At 53.9% G+C, this 22,701-nt stretch carries 18 protein-coding genes; 11 read left to right on the forward strand and 7 right to left on the reverse strand.

The window, feature by feature from the left end; all coding sequences use genetic code 11:
• Nucleotides 1-32: 32 nt before the first annotated feature.
• The 4 genes from E9531_RS14185 to E9531_RS14200 all read left to right on the forward strand — a co-directional run bounded on the left by E9531_RS14185 (nucleotide 33) and on the right by E9531_RS14200 (nucleotide 6,855).
• Nucleotides 33-1,367 (forward strand): exonuclease SbcCD subunit D C-terminal domain-containing protein, encoded by a 1,335-nt coding sequence (locus E9531_RS14185; protein WP_136574429.1) that lies wholly within the window; start codon nucleotides 33-35, stop codon nucleotides 1,365-1,367.
• Entirely contained in the window at nucleotides 1,367-5,092 is a 3,726-nt protein-coding gene (locus E9531_RS14190) for an AAA family ATPase (protein ID WP_136574430.1), read from the forward strand. Before E9531_RS14185 ends, E9531_RS14190 begins: the two co-directional genes overlap by 1 nt.
• Nucleotides 5,093-5,290: 198 nt before the next feature.
• Complete coding sequence (locus E9531_RS14195) at nucleotides 5,291-5,755, forward strand: MarR family winged helix-turn-helix transcriptional regulator (protein WP_136574431.1); 465 nt, start codon at nucleotides 5,291-5,293, stop codon at nucleotides 5,753-5,755.
• On the forward strand, nucleotides 5,752-6,855 hold the full coding sequence (locus E9531_RS14200; protein WP_136574432.1) for an FUSC family protein: 1,104 nt from the start codon (nucleotides 5,752-5,754) through the stop codon (nucleotides 6,853-6,855). The genes E9531_RS14195 and E9531_RS14200 overlap by 4 nt, the downstream gene beginning before the upstream one ends.
• 134 nt (nucleotides 6,856-6,989) lie before the next feature.
• Here the strand turns inward: E9531_RS14200 and E9531_RS14205 are convergent, their stop codons facing one another.
• Nucleotides 6,990-7,943, reverse strand: a complete 954-nt coding sequence (locus tag E9531_RS14205) for a homoserine kinase (protein ID WP_136574433.1) — start codon at nucleotides 7,941-7,943, stop codon at nucleotides 6,990-6,992.
• Between the two features lie 316 nt (nucleotides 7,944-8,259).
• On the opposite strand from E9531_RS14205, the gene E9531_RS14210 reads away from it, so the two are divergent.
• Nucleotides 8,260-8,898, forward strand: coding sequence for an MBL fold metallo-hydrolase (locus E9531_RS14210; protein WP_136574434.1), 639 nt, complete (start codon nucleotides 8,260-8,262; stop codon nucleotides 8,896-8,898).
• 229 nt (nucleotides 8,899-9,127) lie between these two features.
• The gene (locus E9531_RS14215) at nucleotides 9,128-10,423 is read left to right on the forward strand and encodes an AmpG family muropeptide MFS transporter (RefSeq protein WP_136574435.1); all 1,296 of its coding nucleotides are present in this window, start codon (nucleotides 9,128-9,130) and stop codon (nucleotides 10,421-10,423) included.
• Between the two features lie 71 nt (nucleotides 10,424-10,494).
• Here E9531_RS14215 and E9531_RS14220 read toward each other — a convergent pair whose 3' ends face one another.
• The 6 genes from E9531_RS14220 to E9531_RS14245 form a co-directional block, all read right to left on the reverse strand.
• Nucleotides 10,495-11,772, reverse strand: coding sequence for a TRAP transporter large permease subunit (locus tag E9531_RS14220; RefSeq protein WP_136574436.1), 1,278 nt, complete (start codon nucleotides 11,770-11,772; stop codon nucleotides 10,495-10,497).
• Between the two features lie 22 nt (nucleotides 11,773-11,794).
• Entirely contained in the window at nucleotides 11,795-12,301 is a 507-nt protein-coding gene (locus E9531_RS14225; RefSeq protein WP_136574437.1) for a TRAP transporter small permease, read from the reverse strand.
• 4 nt (nucleotides 12,302-12,305) lie between these two features.
• Complete coding sequence (locus tag E9531_RS14230; protein WP_136574438.1) at nucleotides 12,306-14,000, reverse strand: FAD-dependent oxidoreductase; 1,695 nt, start codon at nucleotides 13,998-14,000, stop codon at nucleotides 12,306-12,308.
• Nucleotides 13,997-14,803, reverse strand: a complete 807-nt coding sequence (locus E9531_RS14235; protein WP_136574439.1) for a sugar phosphate isomerase/epimerase family protein — start codon at nucleotides 14,801-14,803, stop codon at nucleotides 13,997-13,999. Before E9531_RS14235 ends, E9531_RS14230 begins: the two co-directional genes overlap by 4 nt.
• Nucleotides 14,804-14,873: 70 nt before the next feature.
• The gene (locus E9531_RS14240) at nucleotides 14,874-15,572 is read right to left on the reverse strand and encodes a hypothetical protein (RefSeq protein WP_136574440.1); all 699 of its coding nucleotides are present in this window, start codon (nucleotides 15,570-15,572) and stop codon (nucleotides 14,874-14,876) included.
• A gap of 33 nt (nucleotides 15,573-15,605) precedes the next feature.
• Nucleotides 15,606-16,640, reverse strand: coding sequence for a TRAP transporter substrate-binding protein (locus tag E9531_RS14245; protein WP_244610128.1), 1,035 nt, complete (start codon nucleotides 16,638-16,640; stop codon nucleotides 15,606-15,608).
• A 156-nt stretch (nucleotides 16,641-16,796) separates the two neighbouring features.
• Here E9531_RS14245 and E9531_RS14250 point away from each other — a divergent pair, with 156 nt between their 5' ends.
• The 5 genes from E9531_RS14250 (at nucleotide 16,797) to E9531_RS14270 (ending at nucleotide 22,662) form a co-directional block, all read left to right on the forward strand.
• On the forward strand, nucleotides 16,797-17,612 hold the full coding sequence (locus E9531_RS14250) for an IclR family transcriptional regulator (protein ID WP_136574441.1): 816 nt from the start codon (nucleotides 16,797-16,799) through the stop codon (nucleotides 17,610-17,612).
• A gap of 213 nt (nucleotides 17,613-17,825) precedes the next feature.
• Nucleotides 17,826-18,437, forward strand: coding sequence for a TetR/AcrR family transcriptional regulator (locus E9531_RS14255; protein ID WP_136574442.1), 612 nt, complete (start codon nucleotides 17,826-17,828; stop codon nucleotides 18,435-18,437).
• A gap of 2 nt (nucleotides 18,438-18,439) precedes the next feature.
• Nucleotides 18,440-20,083: an MFS transporter gene (locus E9531_RS17525; RefSeq protein ID WP_158291801.1), complete on the forward strand. Its 1,644-nt coding sequence runs from the start codon at nucleotides 18,440-18,442 to the stop codon at nucleotides 20,081-20,083.
• 15 nt (nucleotides 20,084-20,098) lie between these two features.
• Nucleotides 20,099-21,226: an HlyD family secretion protein gene (locus E9531_RS14265; RefSeq protein ID WP_136574443.1), complete on the forward strand. Its 1,128-nt coding sequence runs from the start codon at nucleotides 20,099-20,101 to the stop codon at nucleotides 21,224-21,226.
• A gap of 2 nt (nucleotides 21,227-21,228) precedes the next feature.
• On the forward strand, nucleotides 21,229-22,662 hold the full coding sequence (locus E9531_RS14270; protein ID WP_136574444.1) for an efflux transporter outer membrane subunit: 1,434 nt from the start codon (nucleotides 21,229-21,231) through the stop codon (nucleotides 22,660-22,662).
• Nucleotides 22,663-22,701 lie beyond the last annotated feature (39 nt).

Below are 22,701 nucleotides of genomic sequence, written 5' to 3' on the forward strand. Positions count from 1 at the left end.
GTTCTCAGCCCACGCTACGTTGAAACACACCCTTGAGAATTCTGCACACTTCTGACTGGCACCTAGGACGCCAGCTTTTTGGCCGCAAGCGCTACGATGAATTTGAAGCGTTTTTAGATTGGGTGGCACAAACCATTGAGCACGAAAGCATTGAAGTGTTGCTCATTGCAGGTGATGTGTTTGACACCAGTACACCCAGCAACCGCGCGCAAGAGTTGTATTACCGTTTTCTATGCCGCATGGCCGCCTCTTCAGTGTGCCGGCATGTCGTCATCATTGCTGGTAACCACGACTCGCCCAGCTTTCTCGATGCGCCAAAATCCTTGCTGCGGGCGCTGCAAGTGCACGTCATTGGACAAGCCCAAGCACAACCTGAAGATGAGGTTGTGGTTTTGCACGATGCACAGCAGCGCCCTGAACTGATTGTGTGCGCCGTTCCCTATCTGCGTGACCGCGATCTGCGCACATCCCAGGCGGGTGAAAGCCTGCAGGACAAAGAACGCCAGTTGCTAGAAGGCATTCGGCAGCATTACGCCACCGTGGCGGCACATGCACAAACGCTTCGTGAAGGCATTCTGGCGCAAGAAAGAGTCAGTACACAAATACAGAGCAAGCAAAATGCAAACGGCCTCACTGCGGCACGCACATTGCCCATCATCGGGATGGGACACCTATTCACAGCTGGTGGGCAAACAGTCGATGGTGATGGTGTGCGTGAACTGTATGTAGGCTCACTTGCCCACGTTGGCGCGAGTATTTTCCCGACCAGCTTGGACTATGTCGCACTGGGGCATTTGCACGTCGCCCAAATCGTTGGCGGCAACCCCTGCATTCGCTACAGCGGCTCCCCCATCCCTATGGGGTTTGGTGAAGCTGCGCAGCGTAAGAGCGTCTGCATTCTGCAGTGGCCCACCGAAATAGTGGCTACGCCAGTCGATACTGCCAGCGCTGCAATACCTCCAGCCATCACCCAACTGGAAGTCCCCTGCTTCCAATCGCTGGTGCGCATCCAAGGAGATTGGGCAACAATCGCACAGCAATTACAAGACGTGGTCAGCGCCTCGCCCAAGGCGTGGCTGGAAGTCACATACAGTGGGCAAGACATCATCACTGACCTGCGCGAACGCATCGACGGCATGCTGCAAGGCACGCAGATAGAAGTGCTGCGCATACGCAATCAACGCATTGTGCAGCAGCTGTTGACCTCTTCCCAAGCACACGAAAGCTTAGAAGACCTCAGCCCGCAACAGGTATTTGAACGCTGTCTGGATGCACACAACGTGCCAGCAGAGCAACGCCATGAACTGGTACTCAGCTACCAAGAAGTGCTGCGCACACTCGAACAAGAAGACACACAGGCCGACTAATGCGCATTCTGGCAATCGAGCTGAAAAACCTCAATTCACTGGCCGGGCAATGGCGGGTTGACCTGACCGATGCGGCCTACACCGCCGATGGCCTGTTTGCAATTACCGGCCCAACCGGAGCCGGCAAGTCCACCTTACTTGATGCCATCTGCCTGGCTTTGTATGGCCAAACACCCCGTTTGGGTAAGCTCTCAAAAAGCAGCAACGATATTTTGTCTCGCCATAGTGCCGAATGCTTTGCAGAAGTGACATTTGAAACGGCCAATGGCCGTTGGCGATGCCGCTGGAGCCAACACCGTTCGCGCAAGAAAGCTTCAGGCGAGCTGCAAAACCCCAAACACGAATTGGTGCGTGCCGATAGCGGAGAAATCATCGACGCAACCTTGCGTGGCGTGGCCGAGCACGTTGAACGCCTGACCGGCATGGACTTTGAGCGCTTCACCCGCGCCATGCTGCTGGCTCAAGGCGGCTTCGCCGCTTTCTTGCAGGCTGGTGCTGATGACCGCTCACCCTTGCTGGAGCAAATTACCGGCACTTCCATTTACAGCGACATCTCTATCCTGGTGCATGAACGCCACCGCAGCGCACACCAACAACTGCAATCGCTACAAGCTGCATTGCAAGGTATCGCCGTACTCAGTGCAGAAGAACTGCGCACGAAACAGCAAGCGCTCGATGAAAGTACAGAACATGCCCAAATGCTGCAAGCGCAACTGCAGCTCACAGACGAAGCACTGCGCTGGCATGCACAAGTGCGTAAGCTGCAAACCGAGCTACAACAACACGACCAGCAGGCACAGGCACTACAGGCCCGTCAAGTCGCCTTCGCCCCAACCCTCGCGCGCCTGCAGGCCGCGTTGCGTGCGCAAGAATTAGCGCCTGCGCACGAGCATCTGTTGGCCCTGCGCCGCAACCTGCAAAGTGACACCAAAGCGCTTGAAAACCTGCAGCAAAGCGCCCCGCAGCGGCAACTAGCCTGCACACAAGCACAGGAACAAGAGCAATCGGCGCTGGCACAACTGCAAACCGCGCAAAACCTTTGGAACAAGGCACAAGTGCCCTTGCGCCAGGCGCGTGAAATGGACTGGCACATTGCCAACCAGCAGCAATCCCTGCAAGAACAAGCCAACACAGTCGCAGCCATACAAAAACAACTGGACGCCTTGTTGCTGCAACAGCACCAAGACAAAGCCAAGCAAAATCAACGGTACGAGCAGCACCGCATGCTTGTGCAAACCCAAGCGCACCATGCAAACGATGCCGCATTGGTTGAGCAGCTCAGCGCCTTGCAAGAACAACTGCACCAGTTCACCGAAGCACAAGCGGCGCACGCACAGCAAACCCAAGTGCTTCAAAACCTTGAGCGAACTGCACAAACTGCACAGCAAACCCACGCCACAGACGTACAAAACGAAGCGCACCAGCACCACCTGGTGCAAGCAGCGCAGCTGCATTTAACGCATGTTCAAGCACAGCGCGGCAAGCTGCTGCAAGGGCAAAACCAGCACCACCTGCACCAGCGCGCAATCGATCTCCGCGCAGCGCAGCACACCTTGCACAAAGGCCTGGAGCTGGGGCAACAATGGTTGCGCCTACACCAGCAATGGCAGACCCAACAAGAACAACTGCAAGTGCTAACCCAGCAGCGCGACCATGACACAGAACACTTGCGCCAACTGGAAAAGGACATCAGCCCCAAACAGCGTGAGCTGCAGCTATTGCAGCGCCAGCATGAACTGGAATTGCGCATTCAAAGCCTGCAAAAGCACCGCCATAGCTTGCAGGACGGCTCCCCATGCCCGCTGTGCGGAGCGCTGGATCACCCCTATGCCGCGCAAGTCCCGCAAAGCGATTCCGTAAGCACGCAGCAAGCCATGGCCGCCGTGCAATCAGCGCTCCACATACTGCAACAACAGCACGATGCACTCCGTCTGAATGTGGCCAAAGCACAAACAGGCTGGGACTTAGCCCATACAGCGCTGCAGCGCTGCCTCCAGCAACTTGACGAAGTGCAGCAAGCCTACGCGCTGCAGTGGAACGACTGCTGCCGTTGTATTCCAGAAGAAGTGCAGGCAGCCGCCACGGCAGATAACACATCAGAGCAAGACCGCGTTAAACAACAACAAAATTGGTTGCAATCAACACTCGCAACCAACCAATCAGAGTGCAAGCTGCTGGACCAGACCATCAGCCAAGTGCAATTGTTCGACGCGCAAGTGCATGACGCACAACAGTCTCTAGAGGCGGCTCGCGCAACGTGGCAGCAAGTCCAGCACCAAACCCAAGCCAGCCAACATGAGCAAACCCAAGCCATGTCGGCACTGGCCGCCCAGAGCCAAAATACTGAGCAGTCGGCGCAGGCACTGACCACACTGCGACACCGTTTAGACATGCAGCTGCAACCCTTCGCACTGGCAGACTGGGGCACGCAAAATACCGCGCAGATATTGACGCAACGGCGTGACCAATGGGTCATGCGCCAAAACACCTTGCGCAGCCTAGAAACCGAACTAACAGCGCAAACGCAAGCACTCGCGCAGCAAACCAGCCAAGTGCAAGCACTTGAAATCGAATACCAAGCCGCGCAAACGCAATACGCCCTAGCAAAAAATAACTTGGCACAGCAAAAGCAACAGCGCCAGCAACTGCTCGATGGGCAGCCAGCTGACACTGTAGAAACGAAGCTGCAAGCGGCTTTGGCTCAGGCACAAAAATCCTTGGAATTTGCCAACCAACAACGGCAAGCAGCAGAGCAAATCCTCGCACAAGTGCAGGCCCGCATTGCCGATCTTCAAACCCGCATACACGCGTTAGAGGCCGATCTGCACACAGCACAAACGCAATTTGCAACGCGGCTGTCAGCCCAAGGCTTTGCCAATGAAGACCAGTTTTGCGACACCTTGCTGCCATTGCAAGAGCGCACTGCGCTGGCCGATCAGGCCAAAGCGCTGGAACTGGCATGGGCCGCACTGGTTGCACAGCAGCGCGCCACTGAAGCGCAGTTGGCCAACTTGCAAATGCAACCGCCATCCAACGCGCAAGAAGAAGCACTGCTTGCACAAAAAACACACGACTTGGGTGTGCTGCAACAAGCGCAGGAAACCATGGCCGCCATCAAACACCGTTTGAGCAATCACGCCCAATTGCAACAAGAGCAAGCACAGCAACTTGAGGCCATTGCTGCCCAGCAACGTGAATGCCAGAGGTGGGATCACCTGCACGCGTTGATCGGCTCCGCAGACGGAAAAAAATACCGCAATTTCGCCCAAGGCTTGACCTTCGAAATCATGGTGCGCCATGCGAATGCACAATTGCGCACCTTGAGCGAGCGCTACTTGCTGGTGCGCGATACCCAGCAACCATTAGCGCTGAATGTGATCGACACGTTCCAAAACGCCGAAGTGCGCAATACCAAAACCCTATCGGGAGGTGAGAGTTTTCTGGTCAGTCTCGCTCTCGCATTGGGCCTCTCGCGCATGGCGAGCCAAAACGTACGCATTGATTCTCTGTTTCTCGATGAAGGCTTTGGCACCTTGGATGAGGACGCACTCGATACGGCCCTAGAAACTCTTGCCAGCTTGCAGCAAGAGGGCAAGCTCATTGGCGTGATCTCGCACGTTCATGCGCTCAAAGAGCGCATCGCCACGCAAATCCAGATCATCCCGCTGCATGGCGGCAAAAGTGCGTTGCAAGGCCCAGGCTGCTCGCTCATCTCTGCTTCATAACGCAAAGATCAACCAGCCATAAACCATTGGCTTAGTCTAACAAGATACGCCCTCGGCAAACATGGCAGCGCCTGCACTGGGCAGCACATACAAGAGCAAGCCCTTCCCTGCAAGACTGGCAGTCCAAAATGCAAGTTCAAGCCATATGGCCTCTATACAAATAGTTTTGATTCAAATCATTTGTATAAAATTAATATTATGCATACACCACCCGCACAATCTGCACATCGTCAAATTGGGTTCAAGCTCGTTGGATTAGGCAGGCGATGGCGTCATACCCTCGACGTACGCCTTGCAGAGCAAGGTCTTAGCGATGCAGTCTGGACGCCGCTGATGCACCTTTACCGCTTGGGCGATGGCTTATCGCAAAGCGCTTTGGCAGCCTCAGTGGGCATTGAAGGCTCAAGCCTGGTTCGCCTGCTTGATGCGCTGGTCGCCCAGGGCCTTGTTGAGCGCCAGCCTCACCCCACAGATCGGCGTATCAAACAGCTGTACCTGACAGCGGCAGGCCGAACCACAGTTGCCACTATTCGCAAGCACTTGGCAAGCATTGAAGATGCCTTGCTTATTGACCTAGATTCGGATGCCGCTGCAGCCATGCTGCAGTACATCGACCTAATTGAAGCGCGCATACAAGCCATGAATCACAAGGAAAACATATGACACAGGAGAAGTCCAACCATGTCACCTTGTTCCGCGCGCTGCAGCAAGTGGCATCGCCTGCGCGGCTGACTGAGAGTTTGGTGCTGCAACGGCCCGCATCCCTGCACAATGCATTGTTGGCAGGCTTGCAAGCCGCCATTACCGTGGTTCTGGCTGCCGGCGCATTGCATCTTTGCGCATGGTCGCATCTCGCCGCATATGGTGGACTTGGCGCATTGGCCGCGCTTTACGGACGCACGGCTCCTAGCCACCAGCGCCATCGAGTAGTGATGACCGCTGGCCTGCTTCTGGTTCTGCCGATCTGGCTGCTGTCAATGATTGGTTTGGCACCACTTAGCACCACAAGCATGCTACTGACTTTCGCCCTCATCTCAGGATGCTTGGCCGCGCTGGTTCACCGCGCCCAACTGGGCTTGCCAGGCGTTGTCATCTTCATATTTGCAGCCAGCGCAGCACTTACCCCTGCCTCAGATTGGTCTGATGCCATGGCACGCGCAGGGGCAGCTGCGTTTGGCGTCGTCAGTGCCATTGCCGTGTGCTGGACCACAGAGCACTGGCGCCAAAGCCTGCCGCATACCACTACTGCACAAGGTTCTCTGCCAGCCACGCCTCGTTATTCAATCCGAGCCTTTCTGGCCGTCTCCCTGTGCACATGGATTGCCGCAATGATCGCCCAAGCTGCAGGGCTAGCCCATCCAGCATGGGCATCGATTGGCGCCGTAGCCGTCATTCAAGGCGCGCATTTGCCCAGCACCGTCCACCGCGGCTGGCAACGTACGCTGGGCACCATCGTTGGTGCAGGGATTGCGTGGGCCATCCTGGCCCTGCATCCTAATTTTTGGGGCTTGTTGGCAGCAGTTGCTCTCTTACAGATTCTGACAGAGCTATTCATGGGCTACAACTACGGTCTAGGCCAAATGGCCGTGACACCGATGGCGCTTTTGATGACTGCACTGGCATCTAACACGGGCGCCGCAGACATGGCTATTGCCCGCATTTACGACACGGTATTAGGGGCCGTGGTTGGGGTTGGTTTGGCGCTGCTGCTTTCAACACTGGAAGAGCGCGTTTTTCTTGAAAAGCACCATTTGCGTCTCTAAATCAGCAAAACTTGGTGCTGCATGCCGCAGCAATCGCGCCTTGCAGCAACGGTTGTACTTTATTGGGTGCCGCAATCACCAGCGGGCAACCTGCGAGCAGCTTGCCCGCTCAGATCGCAAGAACTGCTGTGGTCTCAACGCAGTTGCACCGGCTTGGCAATACGAGCTTTGAGTACGCGTTCAAAATGGGTCGGATCATGGGGCAGCAGCATGCTGGCTTCGCGCGGCAAATAAAAATCCCACAGGCGCGAAATCCAGAAGCGCAATGCCGCAGCACGCAACATATCAGGCAGCAAGGCTCGCTCATGCTGCGTCAACGGCCGCACCGATTGGTACGATTCCAGCAATGCTGCCAAGCGTGCCTCATCCAATTGACCAGTTGCTAAATCAATGCACCAGTCATTGATCACAACGCTCAGATCAAACAACCACGTATCGACCCCAGCAAAATAAAAGTCAAACACGCCACTCAAACGCTCGCCCACAAACATAGCGTTGTCACGGAACAAATCGGCATGAACAGGACCGCAGGGCAGTTGCGCATACGCTGAGCTGGACGCCACCGCGTTTTGGTGCGCCAACTCGACTTGCAGCAGCGTTTGCAAGGTGGCGGGGATGTAGCCAAGCACCACTGGCACGGTCTCATTCCACCACGCCAGTCCCCGTAAATTCGGTTGGGACATCTCAAAATCTTGCCCCGCCATGTGCATACGCGCTAAGGCTTGGCCCAGCTGCGCACAGTGCGGAACTTGGGGCGCCAACTGGCTGCTTCCTTCGAGTTTGTCCACGACCGCAGCCGGTTTTCCCTTGAGTGTAAAGAGCAGCTGCCCTTGGCTATCTTGCTTAGGCGCAGGTACAGGAATTCCTTTACTGGCCAGATGCCGGGTCAGGTGCAAATAAAAAGGCAATTGCTCTTGTGTCAAACGCTCAAACAAGGTCAGAACAAACGTCCCTTGTGAAGTGGTGACAAAGTAGTTGGTGTTCTCAATTCCACCTTGAATGCCTTGCAGTGCCGTTACGCTTCCCAAATGCAGTTGATCCATCAGGCCCTGTGCCTCTTGGGGTGAAACCTCGGTGTAAACAGCCATAACAAAAAGTGCAAAAAAATCTAGAAGAGTACGTGCAGAAACTGTCTTCCTGAACGTACAGCCTCACCGGCAAAGTGAACAACAAAAAAGCCAAGTGCATCAATCACTTGGCCTCTATATAACAGAAGGCAAACCGCCCCACCCTGAACAAGAGATGCGCCCGATTCTATGCCATCTTTGCATTCCTGCAGCGTATGGCCGTGCGGTCTGGCGGCACAGGTGCAATGGGGTCGTTCCTATTCCAGTCAAATGAAGTCTCACCATGCCGCACACTACAATGCTTTGGTTGTTTTGACCTGCCTTCTTGGGCCTGCCTATGCTCCAGTACACGACTGTCCCCGTTACCGCGTTTCAGCAAAACTGCTCCATCGTATGGTGCGACACGACCAAAGACGCTGCCGTCATTGATCCCGGTGGCGATTTGCCAAAAATTCTCTCCGTTGCCAAACAGCTGGGCGTCACGCTTAAAGCCATCTGGCTCACGCATGCGCATATCGACCATGCAGGAGCGGCAGGCGAGTTGGCCCAAACACTGGCGTTGCCCATCATTGGCCCACATCCTGAAGACCAGTTCTTGATTGACGGCCTGCCAGAACAAAGCCGTGCATATGGATTTCCTCCCGCGCAGTCGTTCTCCCCCACGCGCTGGCTTGACGAAGGCGACAGCGTACAAATCGGGCAAGAGACCTTGAATGTCTACCACACCCCAGGACATACGCCAGGCCATGTGATTTTTCATGCGCCTAACCAACATTTGGCTTTTGTAGGCGATGTGCTGTTTGCCGGCAGCATTGGCCGAACTGATTTCCCACGCGGTAACCACCAGCAGCTGATAGACAGCATTGTGCAAAAGCTATGGCCGTTGGGTAATGAAACCGAATTTGTGCCGGGCCATGGGCCCAATAGCACTTTTGCGCGCGAACGCGCCAGCAACCCGTTTGTGGGTGGCACCTAAGCACGTATTGAGTATCTCCACGCAGACCGCGTTGGAGCCCAAAAGGATGCGCGATGCCAATTTACGTATACAGGCAAATTGGCAGCAACAGGCGCCTGGCACTCCCTCTTTTTTTGTGTCTTGCTCGACTGGGTGGAGATCCGCAACACGTTCTAAGTCCTGCTATTCAGTCGCCCCTTCCTCAAACCAATTGAAGGGGCATCCCAGATAGGCCTCATTAAGCTTAAAAATGACCTCTTCCGTCACTGCGCGCACTCTTTTGGATTCTCTTCGTCCTTATTTAGAAAAAGCGCCACTTGCCGCCTTGCTTCTTGGCATCACCTCAGGTTTTCCTGCAGCCATGATTGGCGCAACACTGACCACAAGGCTTGCCCAGCACGGCATCAGCAAGCAAAGTGTCATGGCATTTTCCCTGGCGTTTCTGGCTTACAACCTGAAATTCCTCTGGGCTCCTGCAGTGGACCGGTTTCGTCTGCCAGTCATCGCTCGATTCGGCCAACGCCGATCATGGCTTTGGTTTTCCGCAGCGATGCTTGTCGTTTCTCTCTGCCTTTTGGGTTCTACTGATCCCGCAACCAATCTCAGAACAGTGGCCATTTATGCCGTCATGACCGGAGTAGCAGGCGCAACACTAGACATCGTCATTGATGCGTATCGCATTGAAAGTTTAAGCATCGCTCAACTTGGCGCGGGATCTGGTATGTCGCAGTATGGCTGGCGGATTGGCGCAGCCACAGCAGGAGCGCTTGCCCTGATCATCGCAGAGCACGCCAGTTGGACTGTGGCCTACATCGGTTGTTCGATATTCGTTCTCCCTGCCCTTTTTGTCACACTATGGCTTGGCGAACCATACCGAAGCAATACGATTAATCAGAAAAAAAGCAAGCTGGCATCCATCGCATCTGCAGTCTTTGATCCTTTGCGTGATTTTTTCATGCGGCGAGGCGCGATCTTGGTCTTGCTATTTGTTCTCCTGCACAAAATTGGCGATACCCTCGCCAATCTCAGTGTTCGACTGCTCCTAGAGGAGCTGCAATTTAGCAACACCGAAATTGCCACCTATGACATTTTGTTTGGGTTTATCGCCACTTTATTTGGCATTTTTGTTGGAGGCCTTCTGTACAGGAGAGTTGGCCTAAAACATTCCGTGCTTATCAGTCTGATCCTGATGGCCGTGTCCAATCTTTCTTTCGCTGTATTGGCACATATCGGGCATAGCAACCTCATGCTGGCCTTCACGATGGGATTTGAAAATTTTGCCAGTGGCATCGGAGGTGTCGCCATCGTTGCTTACTTCTCTGCCATGTGTAATCTGGCATTTACAGCATCGCAATACGCATTGCTATCAGCAGCAGCCTCTATCGCAGGACGGCTCCTGACAGGCACATCAGCGGGAAGTCTTATTGAAAATTTTGGATTTATTAATTTCTACCTATTCACGACCATACTTGCTCTGCCAGGCCTTCTCATTTACTTGATTCTCATGAAATTCAACTTCGTTGAAAGCTCCATCAGTCGCCCCTGACGTTGAACTGGCCCAGTACATTGCGCACGGGCCAATACAATTGCACATAAGCCTGCTTTGTAAATCGCAGTTCAATAAAACCAGCGAGCTGGCACCAATACCAAGCTTGGAAACGCCACCAAAAGGAACATCACGCCAAATTGTGCGAGCATGAATGGCCAGACGCCGCGGATGACCTGGTCCATATTGACTCTGCCGACACCTGCAACTGTTGACAAAACAGTACCAACCGGCGGTGTCATCAGGCTGATGGAGTTATTGATCATGAAGAGCACGCCGAAGTAGATCGGGTCGATTCCAGCAGCTTTGACCAATGGCATAAAGACGGGGGTCAAGATAAGAATCGTGGGGATCATGTCCATCGCTGTTCCCACCAGCATGGTGATCAGCATCATGACAATCAACAGCAGCACAGGGCGATCGAGCAGAGGTTGCAACAATTCAATCAGCTCGGCAGGCAAGTTGGCCACGGTGATCATCCAAGCAGACACCATGGCGGCTGCTACCAGAAGCATCACAATGGCGGTCGTTTGGGCTGCTGAAAGGAATAGCGTGTAAAGCTGTGACAAGCGCAGCTCGCGGTATACCAAGGTTGATATCAATAAAGCATATACCGCAGCGGCCACCGCAGCTTCTGTAGGCGTGAAGATGCCCAGTTTTAAACCAAACACCACGATGACTGGTAAGCCCAAAGCAAAAATAGCGTCTTTTGCAGCTTTCACTACGTCGGCAAATGAAGCGCGTGGTTGTGCTTCTAGTTTGTCGTGACGTACCAACCACCACCAAGTAATAGTAATGGCCACACCAAGCATCAAGCCCGGTGCAATACCGGCCATGAAAAGGCGTGATATGGAAAGATTGGCGGCAACACCAAATAGAACAAAGCCAATGCTTGGTGGCAGCACAGGGGCGATGATGGCGGCCGATGAGAGCAAACCTGCAGAGCGAGCAGGGTTGTAACCGGCTTGATGCATCATGGGTAAGAGTAAGGCCGACAGTGCAGCGGCATCCGCAACGGCTGAGCCAGACAGGGCAGCCATGATGATGCCAGTCATAATGCCGACATACCCGAGGCCGCCGCGTACATGCCCAACAAGCGTCATGGCGAAGCCGACGATCCGTTTGGAGAGGCCGCCCGCATTCATGATTTCACCAGCAAGCATGAAAAACGGTACCGCTAAAAGTGGAAAGCTATTGGCCCCTTCAATCACGTTTTGCGCCAAGATCTGCGGGTCAAACATGTTCAAGTGCCACATGAGGGCGGCACCGCTGAGCAGTAAAGAGAATGCGATCGGAACACCAAGCGCCATGGCGCCCAGCAGTGTTACTAAAAAAATGGTCAAGGTCATGGTTTACTCCGGCGGGTGCGGTTTATTCGGATTCAATGGCAGAGGTCGTGAGCATGTGATTGGCGTTGCCTGTGATGAGCAGCCAAAGCTCATGCAGAAGGACAACACATGCGAGTGCGCCAAAAAGAACACCGCTGGCGTAAAAGATGGCGGTCGAAGCTTCCAAAACTGCACTCTTGGCGTTGAGGTTCAGAAGCATTTGCTCCCATCCGCCCATGACAATGAGTACGCATACAAAAAGCATCAAAAGCCGGGAAACAGCAAAGCAAAATTTGCGGCCACCAAGTGGCAGTCGGTTTAAGAGGAGGTTGGTACCCAAATGCCTTCTTTGGGTGAGTGCCACAAAGGCCCCCAGAAAAGTCATCCAGACAAAGAGCCATCGCGAGAGCTCTTCCGTGACGGTGAAGCCAGAATTGAATCCGTACCGTAGCACCACATTGCCAAACACCATAATCACCATGGCCGCTAAGCACAGCACCATGAAAATGGAAAATAGCTGGCATATTTTTTTGATGAAGTAACTTATCATCTAGTCATCTCCTTTTTGATTTTGATTCATATATCTGCTGAGAGGCTGCGAAAGCAAAAGCGATGGCTGGCCCCAAATTAATACCTGGCCCCGGATAGTGCGAGCCCATGATCGAATGCATGTCATTTCCCACTGCATGCAAGCCGGCAATCGGAGCCTGATCACGTAGAACGCGACCATAGGCATCAGTGACAAGCCCACGACTACCTGCAATATCTGCGGTGTAAAGATGGATGGCAAAAAATGCTCCGTCATCCAGTGGTCGTAAGTTCGGGTTGGGTTGTACGGAGGCATCACCCAAATTTCGTTGATAGGGTGTACTGCCTCGAGCAAAATCCTCGTCGACACCAGTGCTGGCTAGGGCGTTGTATCGCTGGATAGAGTCTTTTAAATGGGACAGTGCAATGCCTGCTTGCTTTGCTAGGTCATCCAAGGTGGATGCATGTATGAGATAGCCGGCTTGTATGAATTTTTTCAAGCCCCGACCACCTGGGCGAACGAGGCCTAAACCGTACTTTTGAATGGCTTGGCGATCGGTAATCAACCAAGCATGCCCTTCGCTTTGGCTGAGCATGGCTTGACCCAATTGGTGGTATGACACGCATTCATTGGCAAATCGTTTGCCTTGTGCATTGACAATCAACGTACCTGGCTTGCCGCGATCAAGTACGAAATGCGGGAAAACAGCCAAGCTTTGATCACGCCTTGTATGGATCGAGACAGGGGCCCAGCATGCATTGCTTTCCTGATTACTTCCTAAACGAGCGCCTAGCCGCAAGGTTTCATAAAGAAGCGCTCCCGATGATGTTTGACTGCGGGGCGTGTAGCGAACGCATGGTGGGAGCGATGTTGCTCGCCAATCTGGATGGTCGTTGAAACCTCCGCCAGCCATCACAACGGCCTTGGTGGCGGATAAAGTTATTTCGTTCGCTTCTTTTTGAATTCGCAAGCCGTGTACATCGCCTTGTTTTGTCAGTAGGCCTTTGGCGGTGCAGTTGGTCCATATCGGGACTTTTTGCTGTTGTAGCGAATAAACGAGCCGGGCCACTAATGCGTTGCCCATGACCAAGCGCGTTCCGCGGGTAAAACGCAGACGGTCTTTGGCATATCTGACGAGCAAACCAGTCGCATAGCGAAGTGATGCCCAGGATCGCCCCATTTGCAATAAGTGTCCGATGTCGGTGCGGTCAACCATCATGCCGTTGAGCACCGTGAATTCTGGAATAGGCGGTCTTAGTCGAAGAAAGTCCTCTTGTAATAAACGTCCGTCAAATGGAGGGCATTCCAAGGCACGCCCGTGTGTGCTGGCACCAGGCAAGTCTCCGCAGTAATCTGGGTGATAGGCGAAAGCGCGAAACTGCACAGCCGTGTGGGTTGTCAGCTCTTTAATGGCTTGTGGGCCTTGGTGGAGAAAAGCATCGCGTAAAGCAGCAGGGCTCTGTGCATGCGTTGCTGCCTCTAAATATTGAGCGGCAGTTTGCATTGAGGCGCTGCCGTCGTTGCGTGCGTGAATGCTTTCGTCGTACTGACTGCCTGGTATCCAGACAGCGCCTGCGGATAGGGCGCTGGTGCCACCAATCCATTGACTTTGTTCCAGCACCAAGACACGCATGCCTTTAAGCGCGCAAAACAAGGCGGTAGATAATCCTGCGACGCCTGATCCGACAACGATCACGTCGAAGCTCGCGTTTGTTGTCATGCCAATTCAGCCTGCGCAATCAGCCGTTGCGTGGCCACGCGCAATGCAGTTGCTTTTTCAAGTGGCGAGCGTGGATCTTGCAAAGGGGCTTCAATAGAAATCGGTACGCCAGCGGGTAGGCTTTGCAGCATGGCTGTTAAGTTGAGACCGCCTTCGCCGGGGATTAATCGCGCTTCGCGAGCTTGGAACATGATGCCCTCCATGCTCGCAGGGCGCTTTGCAGGTGCATCACAGATCTGAAAATAGCACCATTGCTCAGGGGCAATGGTGCGCATTGACGCTAGCGTTTCTTGCGCACGATCCCAATGAATGGCATCGACGATCAAGCCAGGCCCTGGCCCTGCCGCCTGAAGGACGCGTTTGGCAGATGCCAAGGAGTTGACGCCTCGCCACGGCATGAATTCCAGTCCCATTCTTAAGCCGAATGGAAGAGCGAGTTGGGAAAATTCAGCCAATCGCTGCGCCAAGGCAGACTCATCGGTGCTGTCGCCTGCAACCAAAACATAGCGAGCACCGAGCTGCGCCGCTGCCTCAAAAAATGAGAGGTAGTCTTGAGCGCAACTTTGGGCATGCAAACCAATGATTTCAACGTCATTGACCTTAATGTTCAAGTCGCGCATGCGGGCCAAGGTCTCTCGCATGAGAGGCGCTTGGTTGAGCATCGGAAAAACATATTGACCTTGTAGCGCAGGCGCTAAGCGTAAGCCAACTTGTTCAAAGCCTGCAGCTGCAGCTGTTTCGATAACTTCGGGAGGAGAAAGCTCAAGAACAGTTAAATGCGCAAGGCAGAGTGGATGAGACATGACCAAGGTTCCGCGATCTGTGACAGCGCGATAAAGGACTGCAATCACTTTTTGTGATTGCAGTCATGCTTTATGTGTTCGCTACCGAAATGAGGGACGGTGTTGCAGCGCGGCCTACTTGCTGCATATCTTTAGGTGTTGCTGAGACTGCGAGCTCGTAGCAGTCGTACTGGCTGTGCTCAGCACCTAAGGCTTTTAGTTTTGATGGTGCTAATTCACCATCCACTAAAGTGTGTAGCGCATCAAGCGCATATCCGGTGACCACCAGCACCCACTCAGCGACTGCATCTTTCCCGCGTATTTTTTCCTCTGCGGTGCGCTCAATCTCTGGGCTGCGATGCTGCAGAAGATGTGCCCCGGTGAAGCCTTTGCGACTTGGCAACGTCTGAATCAGTGCTTCCAAATACGCAAGCAAAGGGGCGTTGAGTGGTGCATTTTGCAGTGAGAGCCGAATCGTGAGGGCATGATTGGCTGTGGTGGTGCCTGCCGTGGCAATCACCTCACACTGGCTGCGCACCATTTTGTGATGCAAAGGCATCATCTTGACGGACCATGGCGTAGGGGAATTCAACCGAGCCAAGTAATCCGGCGATGACAAAACAGAATGGCCTTCCAGCTCATACATCACAAACGTTCCACAGCCTTGCCCCGTTTGGCGCCAGCGGGTAGCCCGCTGGAAACCGGGTATCCCTAGGCGCTCTGGAAAATGCTCATGAGCATGCCAGTGGCAGAACTCATCAAAACCATTTTCCTCAACCTCCCACCACATAGTGAGAGCTGCTTTGCCCAATATCGCCATAGATTACTTTCCGCTCCGAATGCGTGTCAGCTCTTCTACGACTTCGTTGTAGAGTTCAGCGCCGACTTCTTGTGAGTGTTTGGCCACAACGGGTTTGACTTTTTCACGCAAACGTTCAATTTCTTCGTCAGAGACAGCATTGACTTTCAACTCGTCTTTGAGGGCTTCGAGCGTCTTGGCTTCTGCTGCTTGTGAGGTCTCACGTTGAAAAATTTTCGCTTCTTGAGCGGCATCACGGATGATGGCGCGCTCTGTATCTGACATGCCATCCCATGTTTTTTTGCTCATCAGCAAAGGCATGCCTGTGTACAAATGGCGTGTGAGTGACAGGTATTTTTGTACCTCTTGTAATCGCGATGCAGCGATGACGCCAATAGGATTGTCTTGGCCATCGACAGTGCGTGACTCAAGCGCGCCGTACAGCTCGCCAAAAGTCATGGGAACTGGGTTTGCCCCTAACGTATTGAACAGATCGACGTAAATTGGTGACGCAATCACGCGAAGCTTCAAGCCCTGGATATCTTCGGCCTTGGTGATGGGGTGCTTGCTGTTGGTCATGTGGCGAAAGCCCAGATCCCATAACCCCAGGCTGATCAGACCGTGTTCGGCAAGGCCTTCGTCCAGTCGACGTCCAATCGGGCCATCTGCAATCGCGTAAGCCTCTTCGGCATTGTTGAATAAGAACGGCAAGTCGTAGACGCTTTGCTTTTTGTCGACAGATGCGACCAGCCCGTATGCCAGCGAGGTGAAGTCCAGAGTGCCCCCTCGAACTGCGGAGAGGTTTTGTGGGTCACTTCCCAAAATAGCGTTCGCGAACAGCTGAATTTTGATCTTTCCATCGCTTTTTTGCGCAACCAAATCACCGAATTTTTTGGCGCCTACGGCAAAAGGATGGTCCGGTGCCACGCTGTAGGCAAAACGCAAGTTGCGCTGTTTGACGTCTTGCGCATTCACTCCTAATGATGCGGTGGTCAGAATGACGCCCCCCACCACCAAGCTAAGGGTGCGCAGCATGTTTTTTGCAAATGACTTTCTCATTACGATGTCTCCTGTTTATTAACGATGTTTTAAATATGAACTGAAGTATTGCATAAAAAAATTGAATGATGTTCAAAAAAATAATGTCATTCATGAAAATAACAAAACCTGAAGAAAAACCTGATACGCTCGAACGCAACACATTCGGAGAAAACAATGAGCAGCGCCCTAGAAAAATCACTGGCAGTTCTTGAGTATTTGACCAATCACCCTGATGGAGCACCCTTGGTGCAAATTGCCAACGATCTCGAGCAGCTACGCAGCGGTTGCCATAGAACGCTGCAAGAGTTAATGAAGTTCGGTTACGTGCGGCAACTTCCTGTGCATGGCGACTACGCACTGACGACGAAACTAGCCTCTATTGGATTGAGCTTTTTAAGTCGAACAGGCGTAACCGATATTGCTGAGCCGGTGATTCGCCGTTTGGCTGACTTAACAGAAGAACTGGTGCGATTGGCCGTTGTGGATGGTGATCGCTTGACCTTGATGGCGAAGGCACAAGGAGCCAAAAGTGGCCTGAAGTATGACCCGGATATGGGGATTGATCTGCGCCTCTCCTGCAGCGCCGCTGGACATGCTTGGCTAATGAGCTTGCCGGAGGATGATGCGATTGCGTTGGTGACGCACCAAGGGTTGGGTGACGTCAAAAACTATGGTCCGAATGCTCCAACCAGCATTAAAGCGCTTCTTAAAATGTTAGATGAACATCGCGCGCGTGGCTTTAGTTTGATCCAAGACACCTATGCATTAGGCATGAGCTCGATGGCTGCGCCAGTGGCGCGGCAAGGAGGTCCAACAACAGGCGTGATTGTGGTGGCTGGCCCCTCCTCTCGTTTATCAATGGAGAGGATGCAAGCATTAGGTCCAGCTTTGATTGCTGCTGCAGAAGAATTGTCTATCACCGCAGAGGCATCGCCCCTCATGAAAACAGCCAATCTCGGAACGTGGGGTAATGTTCGCGAACCAAGATAAAAGCGACCAATGCGGTGATTACAACTCCATCGGATATTTAATTGACCCTACCTTCTTGCTCTATTCAAACCGCCAAAGCATTTGCCCCCCTCCTTGCAGAGCATCTGCAGTTTCCTACTTGCAGCACATTGCACGCAGTATCTGCAAAAAATATCCACTAGTGATACCATTCTATTTCGAAACCAATGAGTATCGAAACTAAACGGTATTGAAATGTCATCCTCTCCTACCAAACCCTCTCCCTTGGGCAGAACCCGAGACGCTCACCTTGATGGCGCGATCCGGCAAGCGGTGATTGAGATTTTTGCCGAGTCAGGCGCTGCAGGTGTGACCATGGATGCGGTCGCCCAGCGTGTTGGTGCGGGTAAAGCATCGCTTTACCGCCGCTGGAATTCCAAAGACGAGCTGCTGATTGACGCATTAACGGCTGCAAACGATGCGCGCAATCACCAAGAGATCGACACCGGCAACTTGCGCGATGATCTGATTGGGCTGTTTTCACAGCTCTACAGCGTAGACGACCCTGTTTTGCAGGCAGTTCACCAAGAGATCATGCGCGACTTGCGCAGCAGCCTGTCTTACATGGAAAAAGTCGCCCCTGAGCGGTTACTCAAACGCCGTCAACGTATCCACGCGGTCTTCGCCCGTGCGCAACACCGCGGTGAAATCGCGTCAAATGCTGACGTGGATTTGATTCAGGACTTGCTGCCCGCAATGATTCTTCACCGCTACAGCACCAAAGGCTTAATGATCACTGATGCACTGATCACGCGTTATGTAGATACCTTGGTCATGCCACTGCTGCGCCCCACACACGGGCAATAACCATGACGACAGTCACCACCAACGCCGCCCAAGCCGCTGCGCCAACCACTGCTGCGCCCTCACCCGCAAACACACACTTGACGATTGCATGGCGCTATGTGTTCACCTCCATCCTGCTGGGACTGACTCAAGGGCTGGGCATGAACTTGGTGAACAGCAATTTGCCTGGCATTCAAGGCTCCTTAGGCGCCACCCCCGCCGAGGCCAGCTGGCTGATTGCGGCCTACTTTGCCACCAATATTCCCGCTACGCTGCTGCTTACCAAAATCCGCTACCAGTTTGGTTTGCGCTGGTTTGCCGACATTGCCATCGGCATCTACTTCATTTTGGGCGTTACCCACCTGTTCACTAACCACTTGGGCTCTGCCATTGCCATTCGTGCAGCGCTTGGGCTGGTCGCAGCTCCCATGAGCAGTCTCACCATGCTCTATATGCTGCAGGCGCTGCCAGCGAGCAAAGCACTGTACAGCGCCATTTTGGCATTCGCTTGCCTTCAATTAGGGGCGCCACTATCGCGCATCATTTCCGAAGACTTGCTGATGAACGACCAGTGGCACGGGGTGACTTCTGTCATTGCAGCGCTGTCTTTACTGTGCTTTGCGGCCATCAATGTAGTTCGTCTGCAACCCATGCCCACGATGAAAGCATTCACCCGCGGCGACACCCTGGGCTTTACCCTATATGCCTGCGGTATGGCACTGTTCATCGTTGTCTTCGCTCAGGGCAGCTCGCACTGGTGGACAGAAACCCCATGGATTGGGATTTGCCTGACCGTAGCTATTTTGTGCTTTGGCTGCTATGTGTTTCATGAGTGGCACCGCAAGTACCCGCTGATTGACTTGCACTGGCTCTTTAGCCCCTTCATGTTGCGGTTTATTGGGGCCATGTTTTTATTTCGCACCTTGCAGGCACAACAAACGGTCGGCTCTGTAGGCTTAATGAACACTCTGGGGTTTTACAACGACCAATTGCACGGCTTATTCACCGTAATAGCCATTGGCACCTTGGCCGGATTTGCGCTGACCTTGCTGACCGTGCCAAAGAAACACTACATCGTGTTCGGCGAAATTGCGTTGGTTGTCGTGTTTATAGCTGCCTGGCTTGATGGCCATGTCACCGTGCTCACTCGCCCGAATGATTTATACACCTCACAATTTTTATTGGCCATGGCAGGCTCCATGTTCATGGCATTGGCCTTGATTCAAGGTTTGATGCATGTCATTGCTGGCGGCATGAAACATCTGATCAGCTTTATTGCGGTACTGACTGGCACCACGTCCTTGGCCACATTGTTTGGCCAGTCCATGCTGACCACGTTCGTGCAAGACCGAGCGCGCGTGCATTACGCTCACCTGGCCGAAGGTTTGCGCCTGTCAGAGCCTTTGGTGGTGCAGCGTCTAGGGCAATTGCAAGGTGCTTCATCATCACTCACTTCAGACCATGCTGCGGCCTCCCATCAAGCCATTGCGACCCTAACGCAACAAGTTACGCAGCAATCCATGGTGCTGGCTTACAACGATTTATCGCACGCTGTGGCCATACTGGCCGCCATCGGTTTTTTCCTGTTTTTAGCGGCCAAATGGCATGACTTCCGACGTAGCCAACGCCCTAGCGCCACGCCATCCCTTTCTGCTTCCGCTGTTTGATCAAGAGCAAATATTATGTCCCGCATCACCCAATTCATCCGCGCACGCGGCCACTGGCTGTTCCTCATTGCCGCATTCATTTCCGCCGCAATGGTGCTGTACGCTTGGCGCCTACCGCCTTTTCATACCGGGATCGAATCGACAGAAAATGCCTACGTTCGCGGCCAAGTCACCGTAGTAGCACCCAAGGTTGATGGCTACGTTGCCGAAGTACTGGTGCAAGACTATGACGCAGTCAAAGCAGGCCAAGTGCTGGTGCGCCTTGACTGCCGCAATTACCAGCAAAAGCTCGAGCAAGCACGTGGGCAGCTGGCCGTGCAGCAAGCCAATTTGGCCAATGCCGCGCAAACGCAACGCGCCAAAGAAGCCGTCACCGGTAGTGCACAAGCTCAAATTGCCGCAGCAGAAGCTGAAGTGGGTAACGCCCAAGCCCAACTGGCCCGAGCACGCGCGGACATGCGACGTGCAGAACCCTTAGCCGCAGACGGCTCACTTTCGCAACGCGAGCGCGATCAGACAGAGGCTGCGCTGAGACAGGCGGAAGCCACGCTCAAACGCGCCCAAGCTGCACGGGAACAAGCCCGCGCAGGCAAAGTGGTGGCCAACGAAGACTTACAGTCTGCCCATGTCAACCAAGATGCACTAAAAGCAGCTGTGCAATCCGCCGAGGCTGCCGTTGAACTGGCGCAAATTGATTTGGACAATACCGAAATCCGCGCCCCGCGTGATGGTCACTTAGGCGAAGTCGGCGTCAAGCTGGGGCAATATGTCGCTCCTGGAACGCAATTGCTGGCGGTTGTGCCTTCGCAAGTGTGGGTAGTGGCTAATTTCAAAGAAACCCAAACCAGCCACATGCAACCGGGTCAACCAGTACGCTTTGAAGTTGATGCGCTAGACAACACGGCATTGACCGGTCAGGTCGAGCAACTCTCGCCGGCAACCGGCTCGGAATTCAGCGTCATCAAACCAGACAACGCCACGGGCAACTTCATCAAAATTCCGCAGCGGCTGTCCGTTCGCATTGCAGTGGATCCCAACCAAGAAACAGCACAACGGTTGCGCCCAGGCATGTCCGTGGTGGTCCACGTTGATACGAATCAGCATGGTCACATCGAGACCTCACATCCGGCACAGGAAGGCTGATCATGGCCCAAAGACTCTCCCATCACGGTTTTCTAATCAGTAGCATCGCCTGCGCCATGCTGCTGCAAGGCTGCGCCAACTTCACATCAAACACTACCAGCCTGAGCGTTGATGTGCCAACTCAATGGACTAGGCACGACCCAGAGGCTGCCACCGACCCCGTTCACACGGCCTGGTGGAAGAGCTTCAACGACCCGACTTTGAATCATCTGGTCGACCAAGTACTAAGCCAGAATCGGGATTTGCGCGTAGCCGCCGCGCGCGTACAAGAAGCACGTGCCATGGCCGATGTGCAAGACGCCGCACGCTGGCCGACGCTGGATTTTTCAAGCAGCGCGCAACACAGTCGCAGCATCAGTGCTGCGCGCGGAGTTCCCGTTGTGGGTAGCGCCGTACAACCGCAGTTTCAGGCCGCCTATGAGCTGGACCTGTGGGGGCGCATTCAAAACCAACGCGATGCAGCACAAGCACAATGGCTCGCCAGCACCGCAGCACAAGACAGCGTACAACTGAGCATCACCGCCACCACTGTCAGCACGTATCTGGGGTTGCGCGCACTGGATGCACGCCTGGCATTGGCGCAAGACACTTTGCAGGTGCGTAAGCAAGCGCTCACATTGGCACGTTCACGCGAACAAGCCGGTTACAGCTCCACACTTGACACGCAGCAAAGCGAAGCCGAATACCATGCCACCGCGCAAGCCCTTCCGCAACTGCAGCAAGTCATTGCGCGACAAGAGCATGCACTCAATCTACTGGCAGGCCAAGCCCCGGGGCCTGTGGCTCGCGGGCTGACTATTGAGCAATTGCAAGCGCCCCATATTCCGGCCTTAGGCCTGCCTTCAGATCTGCTCGCGCACCGGCCAGATCTCGTTGCCGCGCAAGAGCAACTCATTGGCAGCGATGCCAGTTTGGCGGCTGCCAAAGCCCGGCTGTTGCCTTCGGTGCAGCTGACCGCATCGATTGGAGCGATCAGCTCCAGCTTATTGCCTGGCGACCCGTATAGCCTTTGGAACTTGGGCGGCAGCGTGCTGGCGCCGCTCTTCAATGGTGGCCGACTGCAATCCATGGTGAATGCTTCCGACGCACAACGCCAGCAAGCCCTCGCCAACTACGAAAAAGCCGTACTGACGGCCTTTAGCGAAGTCGAAGACCAGCTCAGTGCAGTACAGTCAACACAAGCGCAGCTGAGCGAAGCCAAAGCTCAGCAAGAAGCACTGCAAAAAGCCTCACACGTGGCCAATAACCGCTACCGCGAAGGCTACGCTTCCCACCTTGAAGCACTGGATGCGCAACGCAACCTATTCAGCGCTCAGCAAACCGTTTTGCAACTGCAAGCCGATCGATTGATTGCAACCGTGAATTTGTATAAAGCGGTGGGTGGTGGCTGGACGCAGCGTAATGCCACTGCCCAAGCCAACTCTATGCTGGAATAAATAAACCACTCAAAAGAGCGGTTTATAAGCACATGCAAG

It is taken from the genome of Lampropedia puyangensis (genome assembly GCF_004833285.1).
In the GTDB taxonomy this organism is placed as follows: domain Bacteria; phylum Pseudomonadota; class Gammaproteobacteria; order Burkholderiales; family Burkholderiaceae_C; genus Lampropedia; species Lampropedia puyangensis.

Bases quoted from the DNA above. Each gene is read 5' to 3' on its own strand.
- E9531_RS14245 (WP_244610128.1), bottom strand. From the start codon at position 16,640: ATGAGAAAGTCATTTGCAAAAAACATGCTGCGCACCCTTAGCTTGGTG.
- E9531_RS14210 (WP_136574434.1), top strand. From the start codon at position 8,260: ATGCTCCAGTACACGACTGTCCCCGTTACCGCGTTTCAGCAAAACTGC.
- E9531_RS14240 (WP_136574440.1), bottom strand. From the start codon at position 15,572: ATGTGGTGGGAGGTTGAGGAAAATGGTTTTGATGAGTTCTGCCACTGG.
- E9531_RS14205 (WP_136574433.1), bottom strand. From the start codon at position 7,943: ATGGCTGTTTACACCGAGGTTTCACCCCAAGAGGCACAGGGCCTGATG.
- E9531_RS17525 (WP_158291801.1), top strand. From the start codon at position 18,440: ATGACGACAGTCACCACCAACGCCGCCCAAGCCGCTGCGCCAACCACT.
- E9531_RS14255 (WP_136574442.1), top strand. From the start codon at position 17,826: ATGTCATCCTCTCCTACCAAACCCTCTCCCTTGGGCAGAACCCGAGAC.
- E9531_RS14265 (WP_136574443.1), top strand. From the start codon at position 20,099: ATGTCCCGCATCACCCAATTCATCCGCGCACGCGGCCACTGGCTGTTC.
- E9531_RS14235 (WP_136574439.1), bottom strand. From the start codon at position 14,803: ATGTCTCATCCACTCTGCCTTGCGCATTTAACTGTTCTTGAGCTTTCT.
- E9531_RS14200 (WP_136574432.1), top strand. From the start codon at position 5,752: ATGACACAGGAGAAGTCCAACCATGTCACCTTGTTCCGCGCGCTGCAG.
- E9531_RS14270 (WP_136574444.1), top strand. From the start codon at position 21,229: ATGGCCCAAAGACTCTCCCATCACGGTTTTCTAATCAGTAGCATCGCC.
- E9531_RS14190 (WP_136574430.1), top strand. From the start codon at position 1,367: ATGCGCATTCTGGCAATCGAGCTGAAAAACCTCAATTCACTGGCCGGG.
- E9531_RS14230 (WP_136574438.1), bottom strand. From the start codon at position 14,000: ATGACAACAAACGCGAGCTTCGACGTGATCGTTGTCGGATCAGGCGTC.
- E9531_RS14220 (WP_136574436.1), bottom strand. From the start codon at position 11,772: ATGACCTTGACCATTTTTTTAGTAACACTGCTGGGCGCCATGGCGCTT.
- E9531_RS14195 (WP_136574431.1), top strand. From the start codon at position 5,291: ATGCATACACCACCCGCACAATCTGCACATCGTCAAATTGGGTTCAAG.
- E9531_RS14250 (WP_136574441.1), top strand. From the start codon at position 16,797: ATGAGCAGCGCCCTAGAAAAATCACTGGCAGTTCTTGAGTATTTGACC.
- E9531_RS14225 (WP_136574437.1), bottom strand. From the start codon at position 12,301: ATGATAAGTTACTTCATCAAAAAAATATGCCAGCTATTTTCCATTTTC.
- E9531_RS14215 (WP_136574435.1), top strand. From the start codon at position 9,128: ATGACCTCTTCCGTCACTGCGCGCACTCTTTTGGATTCTCTTCGTCCT.